The organism is Streptomyces sp. (assembly GCF_031181705.1).
In the GTDB taxonomy this organism is placed as follows: Bacteria; Actinomycetota; Actinomycetes; order Streptomycetales; family Streptomycetaceae; genus Streptomyces.
The window spans coordinates 33,695-49,437 of the sequence record NZ_JAPSKN010000026.1; the positions used below are offsets into that span (position 1 = coordinate 33,695).

The 15,743-nt window shown below is 72.3% G+C and carries 15 protein-coding genes; 5 read left to right on the top strand and 10 right to left on the bottom strand.

The annotated features are described in order from the left end of the window. Positions 1-31 precede the first annotated feature (31 nt). A complete protein-coding gene (locus RIN80_RS08305) occupies positions 32-754 on the top strand; it encodes a DUF4232 domain-containing protein (RefSeq protein ID WP_309094865.1) in 723 nt (240 codons plus the stop codon). Between the two features lie 19 nt (positions 755-773). Here RIN80_RS08305 and hemB read toward each other — a convergent pair whose 3' ends face one another. Beyond that, positions 774-1,772, bottom strand: a complete 999-nt coding sequence (gene hemB, locus RIN80_RS08310) for a porphobilinogen synthase (protein WP_309094866.1) — start codon at positions 1,770-1,772, stop codon at positions 774-776. A gap of 211 nt (positions 1,773-1,983) precedes the next feature. On the opposite strand from hemB, the gene RIN80_RS08315 reads away from it, so the two are divergent. Beyond that, positions 1,984-3,372 (top strand): FAD-binding oxidoreductase, encoded by a 1,389-nt coding sequence (locus tag RIN80_RS08315; RefSeq protein ID WP_309094867.1) that lies wholly within the window; start codon positions 1,984-1,986, stop codon positions 3,370-3,372. A gap of 23 nt (positions 3,373-3,395) precedes the next feature. Here RIN80_RS08315 and RIN80_RS08320 read toward each other — a convergent pair whose 3' ends face one another. From RIN80_RS08320 to RIN80_RS08340, 5 genes are all read right to left on the bottom strand, one after another. After that, the gene (locus tag RIN80_RS08320; RefSeq protein WP_309094868.1) at positions 3,396-5,102 is read right to left on the bottom strand and encodes a bifunctional uroporphyrinogen-III C-methyltransferase/uroporphyrinogen-III synthase; all 1,707 of its coding nucleotides are present in this window, start codon (positions 5,100-5,102) and stop codon (positions 3,396-3,398) included. Then, positions 5,099-6,058: a hydroxymethylbilane synthase gene (gene hemC / locus RIN80_RS08325; protein ID WP_309094869.1), complete on the bottom strand. Its 960-nt coding sequence runs from the start codon at positions 6,056-6,058 to the stop codon at positions 5,099-5,101. Before hemC ends, RIN80_RS08320 begins: the two co-directional genes overlap by 4 nt. Then, positions 6,055-7,809: a glutamyl-tRNA reductase gene (locus tag RIN80_RS08330; RefSeq protein WP_309094870.1), complete on the bottom strand. Its 1,755-nt coding sequence runs from the start codon at positions 7,807-7,809 to the stop codon at positions 6,055-6,057. Before RIN80_RS08330 ends, hemC begins: the two co-directional genes overlap by 4 nt. Next, a complete protein-coding gene (locus RIN80_RS08335; RefSeq protein ID WP_309094871.1) occupies positions 7,806-8,570 on the bottom strand; it encodes a redox-sensing transcriptional repressor Rex in 765 nt (254 codons plus the stop codon). Before RIN80_RS08335 ends, RIN80_RS08330 begins: the two co-directional genes overlap by 4 nt. A 312-nt stretch (positions 8,571-8,882) precedes the next feature. Next, positions 8,883-9,152, bottom strand: coding sequence for a glutaredoxin family protein (locus tag RIN80_RS08340; RefSeq protein ID WP_309094872.1), 270 nt, complete (start codon positions 9,150-9,152; stop codon positions 8,883-8,885). A 169-nt stretch (positions 9,153-9,321) separates the two neighbouring features. Here RIN80_RS08340 and RIN80_RS08345 point away from each other — a divergent pair, with 169 nt between their 5' ends. The 3 genes from RIN80_RS08345 to RIN80_RS08355 all read left to right on the top strand — a co-directional run bounded on the left by RIN80_RS08345 (position 9,322) and on the right by RIN80_RS08355 (position 12,842). Further along, the gene (locus RIN80_RS08345) at positions 9,322-10,239 is read left to right on the top strand and encodes an HAD-IB family hydrolase (RefSeq protein WP_309094873.1); all 918 of its coding nucleotides are present in this window, start codon (positions 9,322-9,324) and stop codon (positions 10,237-10,239) included. Positions 10,240-10,588: 349 nt separating this feature from the next. Next, on the top strand, positions 10,589-11,359 hold the full coding sequence (locus RIN80_RS08350; protein WP_031117141.1) for an ECF subfamily RNA polymerase sigma factor, BldN family: 771 nt from the start codon (positions 10,589-10,591) through the stop codon (positions 11,357-11,359). A gap of 235 nt (positions 11,360-11,594) precedes the next feature. Continuing rightward, complete coding sequence (locus tag RIN80_RS08355; RefSeq protein WP_309094874.1) at positions 11,595-12,842, top strand: DUF5667 domain-containing protein; 1,248 nt, start codon at positions 11,595-11,597, stop codon at positions 12,840-12,842. Positions 12,843-12,911: 69 nt separating this feature from the next. On the opposite strand, the gene RIN80_RS08360 is transcribed toward RIN80_RS08355, so the two are convergent. From RIN80_RS08360 to RIN80_RS08375, 4 genes are all read right to left on the bottom strand, one after another. Continuing rightward, entirely contained in the window at positions 12,912-13,970 is a 1,059-nt protein-coding gene (locus RIN80_RS08360) for a lysophospholipid acyltransferase family protein (RefSeq protein ID WP_309094875.1), read from the bottom strand. A gap of 14 nt (positions 13,971-13,984) precedes the next feature. After that, complete coding sequence (locus RIN80_RS08365; protein ID WP_309094876.1) at positions 13,985-15,046, bottom strand: NAD-dependent epimerase/dehydratase family protein; 1,062 nt, start codon at positions 15,044-15,046, stop codon at positions 13,985-13,987. 201 nt (positions 15,047-15,247) lie between these two features. Beyond that, a complete protein-coding gene (locus tag RIN80_RS08370; protein WP_003948845.1) occupies positions 15,248-15,346 on the bottom strand; it encodes a 30S ribosomal protein bS22 in 99 nt (32 codons plus the stop codon). A gap of 156 nt (positions 15,347-15,502) precedes the next feature. Then, on the bottom strand, positions 15,503-15,715 hold the full coding sequence (locus RIN80_RS08375) for a helix-turn-helix domain-containing protein (RefSeq protein WP_004984898.1): 213 nt from the start codon (positions 15,713-15,715) through the stop codon (positions 15,503-15,505). Between the last annotated feature and the right edge of the window lie 28 nt (positions 15,716-15,743).

The window sequence follows — 15,743 nt, forward strand, 5'->3', positions numbered from 1 at the left end:
CCACCGCTCTTTGTCCGAAAGGAACCCAGCCATGCGCAAGTACCACGCCCTCCCCGTCGCCCTCCTGGCCGCCCTCGCCCTCACGGCGTGCGAGGACGGCACCGGCACCCGGAACGAGGGTGCGGCGGCGAGCACGTCGATCACACCCGGCACGAGCGCTACGGGCGCCACCCCGGGCGAGCGGGAAGCAGGTGCCACCCAGCAGCCTCCCGGGGACACCACCGGGACCGCGGAGACCGCCGGCACCACGGGAACCACGCAGACCACCGGCAAGACCGGCACCACCGGCAAGGGCACCGAGAAGGCCGGGAAGCCGGCCGACCGGACGCGCGTCTCCTGCAACGGCTCCAACACCACCGTCACGGCCCAGCCGGTGCCCCGCCCCCTCAACCACATGCTGATCACGGTCAGGAACACCGGCTCGGCGAACTGCGACCTCACCTACCACCCGGTGCTCCGCTTCGACGAGATGCAGTGGGCCCCGCAGGCGATCGAGGACTCCAAGCCCCAGGCGGTGACGACCCTGGCCCCCGGCGAGTCCGGCTACGCGGGTGTCCTGCTGTCGGCGGCCGACGGCAGCGGCGAGGCCGGCACCACCGGCCGCAAGCTCACGGTCGGCTTCCAGGGCCGCACGCCCAACAGCGACGGCGGCCCCGCCGCGCTCCCCGCCCTGCCGGCCGAGGGCGTGTACTACGACAGCACCCTGCGGGTCACCTACTGGCTGCGCGACATGGACCAGGCCCTGTCCTACTGAACCGCCCTGCTGAACCGCCCTACTGATCCCTCAGCTTCTGGGCCACTTCGGTGGCCCAGTAGGTGAGGATGTTGCGCGCCCCGGCCCGCCGGATGCCGGTCAGGGTCTCCATGATCGCCCGGTCGCGGTCGATCCAGCCCTTCTCGGCGGCGGCCTCGATCATCGAGTACTCGCCGGAGATCTGGTACGCGGCGACGGGCACGTCCACGGCGTCCGCCACCCGGGCGAGGATGTCCAGGTAGGGCCCGGCCGGCTTGACCATCACCATGTCGGCGCCCTCCTCGAGGTCGAGGGCGAGTTCGCGCAGGGACTCGCGGGCGTTGGCGGGGTCCTGCTGGTAGGTCTTGCGGTCGCCCCGGAGCGAGGAGCCGACGGCCTCGCGGAAGGGCCCGTAGAAGGCGGAGGCGTACTTCGCGGTGTAGGCGAGGATGGCGACGTCCTCCCGCCCGATCTGGTCGAGGGCGTCCCGGACGACCCCGATCTGCCCGTCCATCATCCCGCTGGGACCGACCACATGGGCCCCGGCGTCGGCCTGCACCTGGGCCATCTCGGCGTACCGCTCCAGGGTCGCGTCGTTGTCGACCCGCCCCTGCGCGTCGAGCACCCCGCAGTGCCCGTGGTCGGTCGTCTCGTCGAGGCACAGGTCGGACATGACGAGCAGGTCGTCGCCGACCTCGGCCCGCACGTCCCGCAGGGCGACCTGGAGGATGCCGTCCGGATCGGTCCCCGGCGTCCCGAGCGCGTCCTTCTTCGACTCCTCCGGCACGCCGAACAGCATGATCCCGGAGATGCCCGCCGCGACCGCCTCCGCGGCGGCCTTCTTCAGACTGTCCCGCGTGTGCTGCACGACCCCGGGCATGGCCGTGATCGGCACCGGCTCGCTGACGCCCTCGCGCACGAAGGCGGGGAGGATGAGGTCGGCGGGGTGCAGCCGGGTCTCGGCGACCATCCGACGCATCACGGGGTTGCTCCGCAACCGCCGCGGCCGCGCACCGGGAAATGATCCGTACGTCGTCATGCCCTCTACGCTACGCCCGCCCCGAACGCCCCGATGCCGACGCGATGTCGGAGCCCTGCGGCCCACTCACCCGACCAGGAGCCCCGCTTCCCGCGATGCGCCCACCACTCCCGAGGTCCATCCTGAAAGCAGCGAACACAAGGACCCCGACGGCCCGTCCCCCACTCCTCGCCGCCGCCGTCCCTCCGTACCCGCCCCCACGGAGGACGCGATGACCGCCCCGCACCACACCCCCGACCTCTTCGCCCTCTCGGACATCGCCGGTCCCGTCCTGCGCCCCGGCGACGACGCCTACGCCGACGAGGTCACCGGCTTCAACCTGGCCGCCCTCCACACCCCGGACGTCGTCGTGGGGGCCACCGGCACCGACGACGTCGTCGCCGCGATGCGCTGGGCGCACGCCACCCACACCCCGGTCGCCGTCCAGGCCACCGGCCACGGCGCCAACTTCCCCATCGAACGCGGCCTGCTCATCACCACGTCCCGCATGACGGACGTCCAGGTCGACCCCGCCACCCGCACCGCGCGGATCGCCGCGGGCGCGAAGTGGAGCCACGTCCTGGCCGCCGGCGCCCCGTACGGCCTGGCCGGCCTCTGCGGCACCTCCACCGACGCGGGCGTCGTCGGCTACACCCTCGGCGGCGGACTGCCGGTCCTCGGCCGGGCCTACGGCTACGCCGCCGACCTGGTCCGCTCCTTCCAGGTCGTCACCCCGGACGGCCGGCTGCGCGAGGCGGACCCCCACCACGAGCCGGAACTGTTCTGGGCCCTGCGCGGCGGCAAGGGCAACGTGGGCGTGGTCACCTCACTGGTCACCGGACTGCTCGCCCTGCCCCGCCTCTACGGCGGCGGCCTCCACTGGCACGCCGAGCACACCGCATCCCTGCTGCACGCCTGGTCGGAGTGGACCCGCACGGTCCCGGACGAGATGGGCAGCATGTTCTCGGTGCTGCGCCTGCCGCCCATCCCGCAGCTGCCGGAATCCCTGCGCGGCGGCTTCTGGGCCCGGGTCGCGATCGCCTGGCCGGGCGAGACGGCCGAGGGCGAGGCACTGGTCGCCCCGCTGCGCCGGGTGGCCCCCGTGGCGGTCGACATGGTGGAGGAGATGGACTACGCGGACCTGGACCGCATCCACATGGAACCCCAGGACCCGCTCCCGGCACGGGAGTGCTGCATGCTCCTGCGCGACCTGACCCCGGACGCCATGAGCGCGTTCCTGGAGCAGGTCGGACCCGCGGCCGGGGTCGACCACCCGCTGCTCGTGGCCTCGCTGCGCCACATGGGCGGGGCACTGGCCCGCCCGGCCCCCGTCGAGGACGCCGTCTGCGCCCGCGACGCCCGGTACTTCATGGAGTCGGTCGGGATCATGCCGGCGCCCCCGGTGGCGGAGGCCGTCGAACAGGCGACCCGCCGCCTCTACACCGCCATGGCCCCGTACGGCACCGGCCGCACCATGGTCAACATCCACGGCACCCCCGGCGACGAACAGGACATCGCCCGCGCCTGGACCCCGGAGGTCTACGCCCGGCTGCGTCACGACAAGGCCACCTACGACCCGGACAACCTGCTGCGCTACGGCCACGCGGTGACCCCCGCGTAGCCGCAGCCACCCAGCAGGTCCGCCTACGTCGTCGACCGCCGGCGCCGCGCCCCCGGCCGCCGCTCGCTCGGGCGGGTCACCGGGTCCCCGGCCTCCAGGGCCGCGGCCCGCCGCTTCGCGCCGAAGTCGGCCAGGGCCTCCGCCAGCTTGAGCACGGACGGCTCCGGAGCCATGACGTCCACCCGCAGCCCGTGCTCCTCGGCGGTCTTCGCCGTGGCCGGGCCGATACAGGCGATCACCGTGACGTTGTGCGGCTTGCCGGCGATGCCGACCAGGTTCCGCACGGTGGAGGACGACGTGAACAGCACGGCGTCGAAGCCACCGCCCTTGATCGCCTCGCGGGTCTCCGCCGGCGGCGGCGAGGCCCGCACGGTCCGGTAGGCCGTGACGTCGTCGACCTCCCAGCCCAGCTCGATCAGACCGGCGACCAGCGTCTCCGTGGCGATGTCGGCACGCGGCAGGAACACCCGGTCGATCGGGTCGAAGACCGGGTCGTAGGGCGGCCAGTCCTCCAGCAGACCGGCGGCCGACTGCTCCCCGCTCGGCACCAGGTCGGGCTTCACGCCGAAGGCGATCAGCGCCTTGGCGGTCTGCTCGCCCACGGCCGCGACCTTGATGCCCGCGAAGGCACGCGCGTCGAGCCCGTACTCCTCGAACTTCTCCCGCACGGCCTTGACCGCGTTCACCGAGGTGAAGGCGATCCACTCGTAGCGGCCCGTGACCAGGCCCTTGACCGCGCGCTCCATCTGCTGGGGCGTGCGCGGCGGCTCGACGGCGATGGTCGGCACCTCGTGCGGCACGGCCCCGTACGACCGCAGCTGGTCGGAGAGCGACACCGCCTGCTCCTTCGTGCGCGGCACGAGCACCTTCCAGCCGAACAGCGGCTTGGACTCGAACCACGCGAGCTGGTCGCGCTGGGCGGCGGAGGAACGCTCACCGACCACGGCTATCACCGGCCGGCCGCCCTCGGGCGAGGGCAGCACCTTGGCCTGCTTCAGCGTCTGCGCGATCGTGCCGAGCGTGGCGGTCCAGGTGCGCTGCCGGGTGGTCGTACCGGCGACGGTGACCGTCATCGGGGTGTCCGGCTTGCGCCCGGCGGAGACGAGCTCGCCGGCCGCCGCGGCGACGGAGTCCAGCGTCGTGGAGACGACGACCGTGCCGTCCGACGCCCCGACCTCCGTCCAGCACCGGTCCGAGGCCGTGCGCGCGTCGACGAAGCGCACGTCGGCGCCCTGCGCGTCCCGCAGCGGCACACCGGCGTACGCGGGCACACCGACGGCGCTCGCGATACCGGGCACCACCTCGAAGGGCACCCCGGCGGCGGCGCACGCCAGCATCTCCTCGGCCGCGTACGTGTCGAGGCCCGGGTCACCGGACACGGCACGCACGACCCGCCTGCCGCCCCGCGCGGCCTCCATGACAAGATGTGCGGCATCCCGCACCGCGGGGACGGGCGCGGTGGTTGACGTGCCGTCAACTACCGTCAGCTGGGGCGTTCCTGTGCCCGGAGCCGGATCCTGGGAAGGATCCGCGTCCGTGTGCACCTCGGAGACGCCCTGCCTGGCGTGCTGACGTACGACGTCGAGCACTTCGTGCTCGGCGACGAGGACGTCCGCGTTGGCCAGTGCCTCGACGGCGCGCAGAGTCAGCAGTCCCGGATCTCCGGGTCCGGCACCCAGGAAGGTGACGTGCCCGTGTTCAGGACCGGCGGAAAGGGTGGTGGGGCTCACTGTGCTCGCTCCCCCATCAGACCGGCCGCGCCCTGGGCGAGCATCTCGGCCGCGAGTTCGCGACCGAGCGCCATTGCCCCGTCGTGCGTCTCGGGCACGGGACCGGTGGTGGACAGCTGCACCATGCGCGTGCCGTCGGTGGTCCCGACGACGCCGCGCAGGCGCATTTCCTTGACAATCTGCCCGTCGGCCAACAAGTCGGCCAAAGCGCCCACCGGGGCGCTGCAGCCGGCCTCCAGGGCGGCGAGCAGGGACCGCTCGGCCGTCACGGCGACCCGCGTGAACGGGTCGTCGAGTTCGGCGAGCGCGGCGACGAGGTCCGCGTTGCCCGCGGTGCACTCGATCGCCAGGGCCCCCTGGCCGGGGGCGGGCAAAACCGTGTCGACCGACAGGAAGTCGGTCACCTCGTCACCGCGGCCGATCCGGTTCAGCCCGGCGGCGGCCAGCACGACCGCGTCGAGCTCACCGCTGCGCACGAACCCGATGCGGGTGTCGACGTTGCCGCGGATCGGGACCGTCGCTATGTCCAGGCCGTGGCTGCGCGCGTACGCGTTGAGCTGGGCCATGCGGCGCGGCGAACCGGTGCCGATGCGCGCCCCGGCGGGCAGGTCGGTGAACTTCAGGGCGTCCCGGGCGACGATGACGTCGCGCGGGTCCTCCCGCTCGGGCACGGCGGCCACGACCAGCTCGTCGGGCTGCGTGGTCGGCAGGTCCTTCAGGGAGTGCACGGCGAAGTCGACCTCGCCCTTGAGCAGCGCGTCGCGCAGGGCGGTCACGAACACGCCGGTGCCGCCGATCTGGGCGAGCGCCTCACGCGAGACGTCGCCGTACGTGGTGATCTCGACGAGTTCCACGGGCCGCCCGGTCACCCGGCTCACGGCCTCGGCCACCTGGCCGGACTGGGCCATGGCGAGCCTGCTCCGCCGGGTGCCGAGCCTCAGCGCCTTGTCAGTCATGCCGGGCCTCGGTCTCTCTGGGTGGTGCTGTCCTCGGCTCGGGAGACGGCGGCCACCGTCTCGGGGTCGAGGTCGAACAGGGTGCGCAGCGCGTCCGCGTACCCGGCGCCGCCGGGCTCGGCCGCGAGCTGCTTGACCCGCACGGTCGGCGCGTGCAGCAGCTTGTCGACCACGCGCCGCACGGTCTGGGTGATCTCCGCCCGGTGCTTGTCGTCGAGGCCGGGCAGCCGTCCGTCCAGGCGGGCGATCTCGCTGGCCACGACATCGGCGGCCATGGTGCGCAGGGCGACCACGGTCGGCGTGATGTGCGCGGCCCGCAGCGCCGCCCCGAACGCCGCGACCTCGTCGGAGACGATACGCCGGACCTGGTCCACATCGGCAGCCATCGGAGCGTCCGCCGAGGCCTGCGCGAGCGACTCGATGTCCACCAGCCGCACCCCGGCCAGCCGGTGCGCGGCCGCGTCGATGTCGCGCGGCATGGCCAGGTCCAGCAGGAACAGTACGGGTTCGGGCCGCTGCGGCTCCTCGGCGGGCTCGGGCCGGCGCCGCTCGGGGATCCGCCCGACGCTGGCCACGGTCGCGGCGAGCGCGGCGATGGCGTCGGTGTCCGCGGCCGGGTCGAGCGTGCCCGTGGCCCCCGGTCGGGCGGTGCCCCGCTGGGCGCCGCCCGCCGTGCCGTTGTCGACCCACGCCGCGTGCTGTTCCAGGTCGGCGGCGGCCATCCCGGCCACCGCGGCCTCGCCCAGCACGGAGAACCCGGCGGTGCCCTGCACCGCGGACAGCTCCAGCGGGCAGCCGTCCTCGCCGCCGAGGGCGGTGGCGGGCGCACCGCCCCGCTGCGCGCCCGGCCCGGCCGTGCGGGCGGCGCCGCCCGGCGTCGGTCCGTCACCGCCGGCCGGCGGCGCGGGCGTACGGCCCTCGACCGCCTGCGCGACCGCCTCGGCCGTCAGGACCAGGCCCGTCGCGCCGGTGCAGGAGACGGCGACATCGGCACGTGTCAGCTCGACCGGCACCGATTCCATCGGGACCGCGCGGGCCAGCACGTCCGTGTCGTCGCCCTCGGACAGGATCTGCGCGAGCCGCTCGGCGCGGTCGAAGGTGCGGTTGGCGACGACGATCTCGGCGACCCCGGCGCGCGCGAGCGTGGCCGCGGCCAGGGAGGACATCGAACCGGCCCCGATGACCAGGGCCTTCTTGCCCCGGGCCCATTCCTGGACGTCGCCGCCCCGGGCCAGCTGCTCCAGGCCGAAGGTGACCAGGGACTGGCCGGCGCGGTCGATGCCGGTCTCGGAGTGGGCGCGCTTGCCGACCCGCAGGGCCTGCTGGAACAGGTCGTTCAGCAGCCGGCCCGCGGAGTGCAGCTCCTGCGCCCGGGCCAGGGAGTCCTTGATCTGGCCGAGGATCTGCCCCTCGCCGACGACCATCGAGTCCAGCCCGCAGGCCACCGAGAACAGGTGGTGGACGGCCCGGTCCTCGTAGTGCACATAGAGATAGGGAGTGAGTTCCTCCAGGCCGACCCCGCTGTGCTGGGCGAGCAGCGTGGACAGCTCGGCGACACCGGCGTGGAACTTGTCCACGTCGGCGTAGAGCTCGATGCGGTTGCAGGTGGCGAGGACCGCGGCCTCGGTCGCCGGTTCGGCGGCGACGGTGTCCTGGAGCAGCTTGACCTGGGCGTCCGCGGGGAGCGAGGCCCGCTCCAGGACGCTGACCGGGGCGCTGCGGTGGCTGAGTCCGACGACGAGGAGGCTCATGCCGGCATCACGGCGGGCATGTCCCCGTCGGGTCCCTGGTCGGCGGACTCGCCACGGGCGGCGACGGCCGGGACGCCACCGTCGGAGGCGGCGGCCTCCTCGCCGGCCTTGCGCTGCTCGTGGAAGGCGAGGATCTGCAGCTCGATGGAGAGGTCGACCTTGCGCACGTCGACGCCCTCGGGCACGGACAGCACGGTCGGCGCGAAGTTCAGGATGGAGGTGACACCGGCGGCCACGAGCCGGTCGCAGACCTGCTGGGCGGCGCCGGCGGGGGTGGCGATGACACCGATGGACACGCCGTTGTCCTGGATGATCTTCTCCAGGTCGTCGGAGTGCTGCACGGGGATGCCGGCGACGGGCTTGCCCGCCATGGCCGGGTCGGCGTCGATCAGCGCGGCGACCCGGAAGCCGCGGGAGGCGAACCCGCCGTAGTTGGCGAGGGCGGCGCCGAGGTTTCCGATACCGACGATCACGACCGGCCAGTCCTGGGTGAGTCCCAGTTCGCGGGAGATCTGGTAGACGAGATACTCGACGTCGTAGCCGACACCCCGGGTGCCGTACGAACCGAGGTACGAGAAGTCCTTGCGCAGCTTCGCGGAGTTGACCCCCGCCGCGGCCGCGAGCTCCTCGGAGGAGACCGTGGGCACCGAGCGCTCCGACAGTGCGGTCAGCGCGCGGAGGTACAGCGGAAGCCGGGCGACGGTGGCCTCGGGAATCCCTCGGCTGCGGGTCGCCGGTCGGTGAGTTCGGCCAGTTGCCACGGTGCTCCTGCGGGTAGAGCGGGGCTGTAGGCGGTCATACGTCCCTACATGACCGCCCCGTCGAATGCAGGCTATGTCTTTGTGAACGCGTGCACAAAGATGGTGTCCGATTTGCCCGCCCAACGTGACCGGGCTCACGCGCCCCCGGCGCACGGGTGTGGAACCGGCGCACAGGCACCACCGTTCCTTGTCTTCTGGGGGCAAAACCACACACTTCCTCAGTGAATCCCGCCCCCGAGACCAAGTCACCATCGATCCTAAGCGACGTTCCGGCCACTTTGTACTGCTCGGTCAGTCCGCTCACGGCCGGGCTCAGCCGGTCAGCGCCCTGCGCAGGCGGTCCTCGTTCACACGCCAGAACGTGTGCTGCTCACCGTCCACCAGGACGACCGGGATCTGCTCCCAGTACCGGTCGTGCAGTTCCCGGTCCTCGGTGATGTCCTTCTGCTCCCAGGGCACGCCCAGGTCGGCGCAGACCTTCTCCACGACGACCTGTGCGTCATCGCACAGATGGCAGCCGGGTTTGCGGATCAGCGTGACGAGCCGGTCCCGAGGGGGCTCGCGGCGGAAGAGAGGGCTCATTCCGCCATTGTCGCGCGCCCGCGAACGAGCGGAAGCCCCGCGGAAGACCAGCGGACGCGCCGGACGCGCCCGACCCGCACGACATCTTTAACGACACGCTCGCCGAGAGTTCACAGGGTCCAAACCTCTCGACTCCGGAACCCCCGAACAAACTGGCTATGCTCACGCCATGGCCGCTCTCGGATGGCTCACCCCCCGTAGGCGCTCCGCCACGGCGCGGAGCGTTTTGGCAGGCGAGGCCTCGGCGGAGGCAGCACGCAAGTCCTCACAGGAAGCCGCCGCCACGACCGAGGAACCGCAGTTCCCGGTCCACGGCGACGACCGGGCCGCCGCCTTCTTCGACCTGGACAACACCGTCATGCAGGGCGCCGCCCTGTTCCACTTCGGACGGGGCCTGTACAAACGGAAGTTCTTCGAGACCCGCGAGCTGGCGAGGTTCGCCTGGCAGCAGGCGTGGTTCCGGCTGGCCGGCGTCGAGGACCCCGAGCACATGCAGCAGGCCCGCGAGTCGGCCCTGTCCATCGTCAAGGGCCACCGCGTCGCCGAACTCCAGTCGATCGGCGAGGAGATCTACGACGAGTACATGGCCGAGCGCATCTGGCCCGGCACCCGCGCCCTCGCCCAGGCCCACCTGGACGCCGGCCAGAAGGTGTGGCTGGTCACGGCCGCCCCCGTCGAGATCGCCACGGTCATCGCCCGCCGCCTCGGCCTGACCGGCGCCCTGGGCACGGTCGCCGAGTCCGTCGACGGCGTCTACACCGGCAAACTCGTCGGCGAGCCGCTGCACGGCCCAGCCAAGGCCGAGGCCGTGCGCGCCCTGGCCATCGCGGAGGGCCTCGACCTGCGCCGCTGCGCCGCCTACAGCGACTCGCACAACGACATCCCGATGCTCTCCCTGGTCGGCCACCCCTACGCCATCAACCCCGACTCCAAGCTGCGCAGGCACGCCCGCGAGCTGGACTGGCGCCTGCGCGACTACCGCACCGGCCGCAAGGCCGCGAAGGTCGGCATCCCCGCCGCCGCGGGAGTCGGCGCGGTGGCCGGCGGCACGGCGGCCGCGATCGCCCTGCACCGCCGCCGCCGCTGACCGGTCGATCAAACCGGGACACCTTCGTTTACGGGATGACAAACCCCGTAAATCCAACTGGCGTACCCCCACAACCTCGTGTCCAGTCCTCTTGGCTGGACACGGCCACAACACGCCCTGGACTCAGCCCCAATCCGAACCATTCCGATCAACAACCGCTCACACTCCGGTACTTGATCCGGCGTCAATCGGTTACGGAAGCGACGTAACCGATGATTTGAGCAACTCGGTGTAGCAGCGCCTGTACGAAGCGTTATTCTCCTCAGACGCAAACCGGTACCCCTCCGTCGCTACGACGGGTGAAAGGTCCCGCACTGCACGTGATGGAAGCTCTGCCTCTGGGAGTCCCGTGTACCCACACGTCGGGGTTGACGCCTCGGGCCTGGCTACGCTGCGCGCAACGGTCCTCGACCTGTTGCGCGGCTTCGTCCCCACCGCGTACGCCGTCCCCGCATTCGCCACCGCCGCGCCCGTCGGCCCGTGCTACGCACTGGCCGACGGCAGCGCCGCGGTCGGCAGACGAGGCCGCCCGTCCGGGGCGGCCACCGCCCGCCGCCCGGCGGCGGACAGCGACAGCGCCCGGATGATGGACCTCGTCGAGCGCGCCCAGGCCGGCGAGGCCGACGCCTTCGGGCGCCTCTACGACCAGTACAGCGACACCGTCTACCGGTACATCTACTACCGGGTCGGAGGAAAGGCGACCGCCGAGGACCTCACCAGCGAGACCTTTCTGCGCGCCCTGCGCCGCATCGGCACCTTCACCTGGCAGGGCCGCGACTTCGGCGCCTGGCTCGTGACGATCGCCCGCAACCTCGTCGCGGACCACTTCAAGTCCAGCCGCTTCCGGCTGGAGGTCACCACCGGCGAGATGCTCGACGCCAACGAGGTCGAGCGCTCCCCCGAGGACTCCGTCCTGGAGTCCCTCTCCAACGCCGCCCTGCTCGACGCGGTACGGCGGCTCAATCCCCAGCAGCAGGAGTGCGTGACGCTCCGCTTCCTCCAGGGCCTGTCCGTCGCCGAGACGGCCCGTGTCATGGGCAAGAACGAGGGCGCCATCAAGACCCTCCAGTACCGGGCCGTCCGCACCCTCGCCCGGCTCCTCCCGGAAGACGCCCGCTGACCGCCCGCACACACGGCGACCGTCAACTCACAGTCCGTGAAAGTCCGTTGACTTCGGCATCCGATCCTCCGGCGTCCGTAACCCAAGTGCCGCGCCACTCGTTGTGCGGGATGCAGGCTCCCTGTGGTCACCCCCTGGCCGGCTTCGATCACCTGATCGTGTGGTTGTAGTCAGGGTGTGCAACCCTCAGGACCCCCTGGGGAGTCGACCGTCATGACGAGAGGAGGTGCCGCCAGTGATCGCGAACGTATCGGCGCACCGGCGGGCGAACGCCTTCGCCCAGGCCCTGGAGGAGTCCGAGCCGGGCACGGCGGCGGCCGAGCAGTCCGAGGGTGCGGCACCGGCCCCGGCGGCCGCGGAAACGACCGAGGGGGGCCGCCTGCTGGCGCTCGCCTCCGGTCTCGGCGCGCTGCCCAAGCCGGAGCTCGACCCGGAGGTCAAGGTCGTCCAGCGGGCCCAGCTGGTGGCCGCGTTCGAGGCCATGCTCCAGGAGGGCACCGCCGGAGGCGGGGCGACGGACCGCGCGGTCCCCGAGCAGCGCTCCACCCGCGCCCGCGGCGCTCACCGCGCGGGTTCCCTGAAGAAGTTCCGGCCGCGCTCCCGCCTCGCCAAGGGCCTCACCGCGGGCGGACTCAGCGTCGGCGTGGCCGCGAGCGCCTTCGGCGGAGTCTCCGCCGCCAGCTCCGACGCCCTGCCCGGCGACTCGCTCTACGGCCTCAAGCGCGGCATCGAGGACGTCAAGCTGGGCCTCGCCGACGGGGCGGACGAGCGCGGCCGGGTCTACCTCGACCACGCCTCCACGCGCCTCAGCGAAGCCCGCCGCCTGATGGAGCGCGGCCGCAGCGGCCCCCTGGACCACGAGTCCCTGGGCGAGATCCGCCGCGCCCTGTCCGGGATGCGGCACGACGCCTCCGAGGGCCACCGGCTGCTGAGCGAGGCGTACGAGCGCGACCCGGACTCGCTCGGCCCCATCCAGGCCTTGTCCGCGTTCTCCAGCTCCCACCGCGCGGCCTGGGGCGAACTGCGCGAGAGGCTCCCCGTCCAGCTCGGGGACGTCAGCGACCAGGTGTCGTCCGTGTTCGACGCCATAGAGGAGGACGTCGCCCCGCTGCGCTCCCTGCTGCCCGAGCCCCCGGCCACGGGCGGCGGCCACGGCAAACGGCAGGGCGCCTCCGAGTCGGCCCCCAGCGGCTCCTCCGGCACGGACCGTTCGACCCGTCCCAGCGACGGCGCCGGCCGGCACAGCGAGGAGAGCGGCACCGGCAGCGGCAGCCCCAGCCGCTCGGCCGGCTCCGGCAGCGAGGAGGACGGCCTGCTCGGCGGCAACACCGGCGGTCTCCTCGACCCGCCGAAGGACACCCAGGAAAGCACCTCCCCGTCAGCGGACGGCACCACTCCCGCCCCCGAGCCGGATGTGACGCTCCCGCCGCTCCTGCCGGGCCTGCTGCCCGGACTGGGCATCGACAGCGAGGACGCCGACTAGCCGGCGGTACGACGACGGGGCGCCCCCTCACTGGAAGGGGGCGCCCCGTCGTCCTGCCTCGGTCATCAGTCAGAAGAACACCGACCGCCGCTGCACCAGCAGCTTGTACAGCGTGTGCTGGATCTGCTCCCTGACCTGGTCGGTCAGGTTGAACATCAGCATCGGGTCCTCGGCCGCCTCCGGCGGATAGCCGTCCGTGGGGATCGGCTCGCCGAACTGGATGGTCCACTTGGTGGGCAGCGGGACCGCCCCGAGCGGACCCAGCCACGGGAAGGTCGGCGTGAGCGGGAAGTACGGGAAGCCCAGCAGCCGGGCGACCGTCTTGGCGTTGCCGAGCATCGGGTAGATCTCCTCGGCCCCGACGATCGAGCAGGGAATGATCGGCGTCCCGGCGCGCAGGGCCGTGGAGACGAAACCGCCGCGGCCGAAGCGCTGCAGCTTGTAGCGGTCCGCGAAGGGCTTGCCGAGGCCCTTGAAGCCCTCCGGCATCACCCCGACCAGCTCGCCCTGCTCCAGCAGCCGGGACGCGTCCTCCGCGCACGCCAGGGTGTGACCGAGCTTGCGGGCCAGCTCGTTGACCACCGGCAGCATGAACACCAGGTCCGCCGCGAGCAGCCGCAGGTGCCGGCCCGCCGGGTGGTGGTCGTGCACGGCGACCTGCATCATCAGGCCGTCCATCGGCAGCGTCCCGGAGTGGTTGGCGACGATCAGCGCGCCCCCCTCGGACGGGATGTTCTCGACGCCCTTCACCTCGACCCGGAAGTACTTCTCGTACAGCGGGCGCAGCAGGGACATCAGGACCTGGTCGGTGAGCTCCTCGTCGTAGCCGAAGTCGTCGACCTCGTAGTCACCGGTGAGGCGGCGGCGCAGGAAGGACAGGCCGCCCGCGATCCGCCGTTCCAGGCCGCCCGCGCCGTCCCCGGGCCGCTCCGGCCGCTGTTCCTCCGCTGTCACGGGAACATCATCATCCTGCTCGGCGGCCCTGGTGGGCAGGGGCTGCACCTCCCGGACCGGCGCGGACTCCGTGCCCGGGCGGCGGTTCCCCCCGCTCCGGCGCCGCTGGGGGCGCTGCGCGGCGCTCCCCCGGGACCGGTCGTCGTCGAACGGAATGACCTTGGCATCCGCCATCGTTGATGCGCTCCTCAGTTGGCGCTCTGCGTCGGGGGCTGACCGCCGCCCGCGAGGGGCAGCGCGGCGATCCGGTCGACGGCCGCCGCGACGGCCTCCGGCGGAAGCAGTCCGGGGCCCTGGCTGCGGGCGAAGTCCGCGAACGTCTCCGCGGTCGTGTACTTGGGCTGGAATCCCAGTGTCTCGCGCATCTGGCCCGTGGACACGACCCTGCCGTGGGTGAGCAGGCGGATCTGCTCGGGCGAGAAGTCCGACATCCCCAGCGTACGCACCAGCGAGCCCGCCCAGGTGACCGCCGGGAGCAGCAGGGGCACGGTGGGACGCCCGAGGCGCCGGGAGCACTGGGAGAGCAGCAGCACGCCGTCGCCGGCGATGTTGAAGGTGCCGCTGTTGAGCGTGCCCCGCCGCGGCTCGTGCGAGGCGATCCGCAGCACCTCGATCACGTCGTCCTCGTGCACGAACTGCAGCCTCGGGTCGTAGCCGAACACCGTCGGCAGCACCGGCAGCGCGAAGTACGAGGCGAGCGGGGTGTCCGCGGCCGGGCCGAGGATGTTGGCGAACCGCAGCACGCAGACCGCCACGTCGGGCCGGCGGCGCGCGAAGCCCCGCACATAGCCCTCGACCTCCACGGTGTCCTTGGCGAAACCGCCGCTGGGCAGGGACTTGGGCGGGGTCGTCTCGGTGAAGACGGCCGGGTCTCGGGGCGCCGAACCGTAGACGTTCGTACTGGACTTCACGACCAGGCGCTGCACGGACGGGGACTTCTGGCAGGCGCCGAGCAGCTGCATGGTGCCGATGACGTTGGTCTCCTTCAGGGAGGCCCGGTTGCCGCTGCCCAGCGGCGTGCCCGTCACGTCCAGGTGGACGATCGTGTCGGCGCCCGTCTCGGCGAGCACCCGCGCGATGCCGGGCTGGCGGATGTCGGCCTGGACGAAGTCGGCACCGCCCAGGTGGTGCTCGGGCGGCACCGCGTCCACGGCGACGACCCGGTCCACGTCGGGGTCACGCTGGATCCGCCGGACGAACCGGCCCCCCAGCTGGCGGGCCACTCCGGTGACGAGCACGACCTTGCCCAAGATCAGCGCCTTCCTTCCAGGAACCTCTTGTCCCGCCGCGTTCCCCGTGGTGCCAACTTAGCGGGTCGGCGTCGCGCTGTGATGACCGCCCGATGCGCGAAGTGACGGAAGCAGCCGGACGGCGGGAGCGGACATGCGTGTGGCCCCCCACCCGCGGGTGGGGGGCCACAGCAACGCTCTCGCGGTGTCCGCGTCGCGAACTTACTTCTTGTTGCGACGCTGGACGCGCGTGCGCTTGAGCAGCTTGCGGTGCTTCTTCTTCGCCATCCGCTTGCGCCGCTTCTTGATAACAGAGCCCACGACTACCCTCGCTCACTTCTCATCACTCGGTTGTTTGGGCGCCATGGGCCCACACGACCTACGAGGGGCTAGCCTACCCGCCCGAGCGCTGAGGTCGTAATCGAGGGGGCCGAGGTGGTCCCGAGTGCCCTGTGAGGGACCACCCCGCCCCAGCCGTCAGGCCGTTTCCACCCCCACGTAGCTCTCGCGGAGGTACTCGTGAACCGCTTGCTCCGGGACGCGGAAGGACCGCCCCACACGGATCGCGGGCAGATGACCGCTGTGCACCAACCGGTACACGGTCATCTTCGACACTCGCATCACCGAGGCGACTTCCGCCACGGTAAGGAACTGAACCTCGTTCAGAGGCCTCTCGCCAGCTGCAGCCATGACACACCTGAACCTTCCGCACTCGACG